The organism is Spirulina subsalsa FACHB-351 (assembly GCF_026130165.1).
Lineage (GTDB): Bacteria > Cyanobacteriota > Cyanobacteriia > Cyanobacteriales > Spirulinaceae > Spirulina_A > Spirulina_A subsalsa_A.
Genome location: NZ_JAIHOM010000243.1, coordinates 1 through 1,979, shown reverse-complemented (window position 1 = coordinate 1,979; position 1,979 = coordinate 1). Strand labels below are relative to the sequence as shown.

Annotated in this window: 1 protein-coding gene and 1 pseudogene; both read left to right on the top strand. The window is 50.4% G+C overall.

Annotated features, from left to right (window positions below; translation table 11 throughout):
• Positions 1 to 123 precede the first annotated feature (123 nt).
• A pseudogene (gene cas1, locus K4A83_RS22630) lies at positions 124 to 1,503 on the top strand (type I-MYXAN CRISPR-associated endonuclease Cas1); the annotation flags it as partial.
• Between the two features lie 175 nt (positions 1,504 to 1,678).
• Positions 1,679 to 1,933 carry a CRISPR-associated endonuclease Cas2 gene (gene cas2 / locus K4A83_RS22625; RefSeq protein ID WP_407810278.1) on the top strand — a complete coding sequence of 85 codons (255 nt, stop codon included), beginning with the start codon at positions 1,679 to 1,681 and terminating at the stop codon, positions 1,931 to 1,933.
• The last annotated feature ends 46 nt before the right edge of the window (positions 1,934 to 1,979 follow it).

Sequence of the window (1,979 nt, the reverse complement as noted above, 5' to 3'; positions counted from 1 at the left end):
CACAAATTGTCATGCTAAGAGTGATCCCTGAGCCTTAGCTAAAGAGTCGTGCTTCGCTGTTTCTATACTGGTCGGGTTTCATCCCGTCGGTAAAACCGAGGGTCTTCACCCGACATTGCAGATAAACGGGGTCGTTGTTATCGGGATGAACAAAAAAATCCCCAAGCTTGGGAGAGTGATAAGTTGCAAATTTTGGCTTATTGTTGTCTGTTGGAAGCGGCGTTAGGGGTCAGAATTGTTGAGGGTCGAATTCGCTATCATGCTGATAATGTTTTGATTCATATTCCCTTTGATGAAACGGGTCGTCAATGGGTGCGGGAGATGATTCAAGCGGCACGGGAGTTAAAACTATCTCCCTATCGACCGCCTGTGATTAATAATGAACATCTCTGTTCTCGTTGTTCGTTGGCGGCGGTTTGTTTGTCGGAAGAGGCACGATTAGCACATAACAAGGAGTGGCATCCGGTGCGGCTTTTTCCGGCCGATGATGAACGGGAGGTGCTGCATATTCTGGAGCCTGGAACTCGTGTGGGACGGACGGGGGAACAACTCAAAATTAGCCGACGAAATGAGAAGGAGGAAAAGGTTTCGATTCAACAGGTGAGTCAGGTTGTTTTGCACAGTTTTTCGCAAATTTCGACCCAGGCGTTGCATTTTTTGGCGGCTAAGGATGTGGGGGTGCATTTTGTGTCCGGTGGGGGGCGCTATGTGGGGAGTTTGGATGGTCGGAATGGCAGTGTTCAACGGCGAATTCGGCAGTATCGGGGATTGAGTGAGGGGGATTTTTGTTTGGAGTTGGCGCGGAAGTTGGTGAGTTGTCGGGGGGAGGGACAACGGAAGTTTTTGATGCGGGGGAAACGGAATAAGGGGACATCGGGGGAGTTGGAGAGGGCAATTGGTCAGATGAAGGGGGTGTTAAAACAAGTGCCGAAGGCTCAATCTTTGGATTCGTTGTTGGGGATTGAGGGGAAGGTGGCGGCGTTGTATTTTGGGGCGTTGCCGGAGCTTTTGGGGGCGGATGTTCCGGCGGAGTTGCGGTTTTCGGGTCGGAATCGTCGTCCGCCAAAGGACCGTTTTAATGCGTTGTTGAGTTTCGGTTATGCGTTGCTGATTAAGGATGTAATGAGTGCGATTTTGACGGTGGGGTTGGAGCCGGCGTTGGGTTTTTATCATCAACCTCGGACGCAGGCGCCACCGTTGGCGTTGGATTTGATGGAGGTGTTTCGGGTGCCGTTGGTGGATATGACGGTGGTAACTTCTGTGAATCGGCAACAGTGGGATGTGGGGGGAGATTTTGAGGTGCGAGGTGAGCAGGTTTGGTTGAGTGAGGAGGGCCGACGGAAGTTTATTCGGTTGTATGAGCAGCGTAAGGGGGAGATGTGGAAGCATCCGGTGACGGGGTATTCGTTGACGTATCGGCGTTTGTTGGAGTTGGAGGTGCGGTTGTTGGAGAAGGAGTGGTCTGGGGAGGGGGGATTGTTTGGTCGGTTGATTGTGCGTTGAGGGGTTGAAGGTTTGGGGCGTATGAAATACGGGCGTATGCAATACGCCCCTACGATGAATGTTCTGGTGGGGGTTGATGGTATGAACCTGATGTGGAATTTTCGGGGGCTAAAGCCCAAACAACGCACTGGGAGGGGCTAAAGCCCAACAACTAACTTTTTTTGGAAGGTGAATGATGGCTGAGTTGAAGAATTGGTATTTGGTTTGTTATGACATTCGTTGTCCGAAGCGGTGGCGGAAGGCGTATAAGGTGTTGGAGGGATATGGGGAGCGGTTGCAGTATTCGATTTTTCGCTGTTGGTTGAGTTTGCGGATGCGGGAGAAGTTGCGCTGGGAGTTGGAGCGGGTTTTGACCGAAAATAATGGGATACAAGCCCCGTCCTTCAGGACGGCTTTTTATTACCCATTTTTCAATTCCATGTTATTATAATATTTGATATCCATTAACTCAGTATCATCCGTGTTTGTCTACGAGT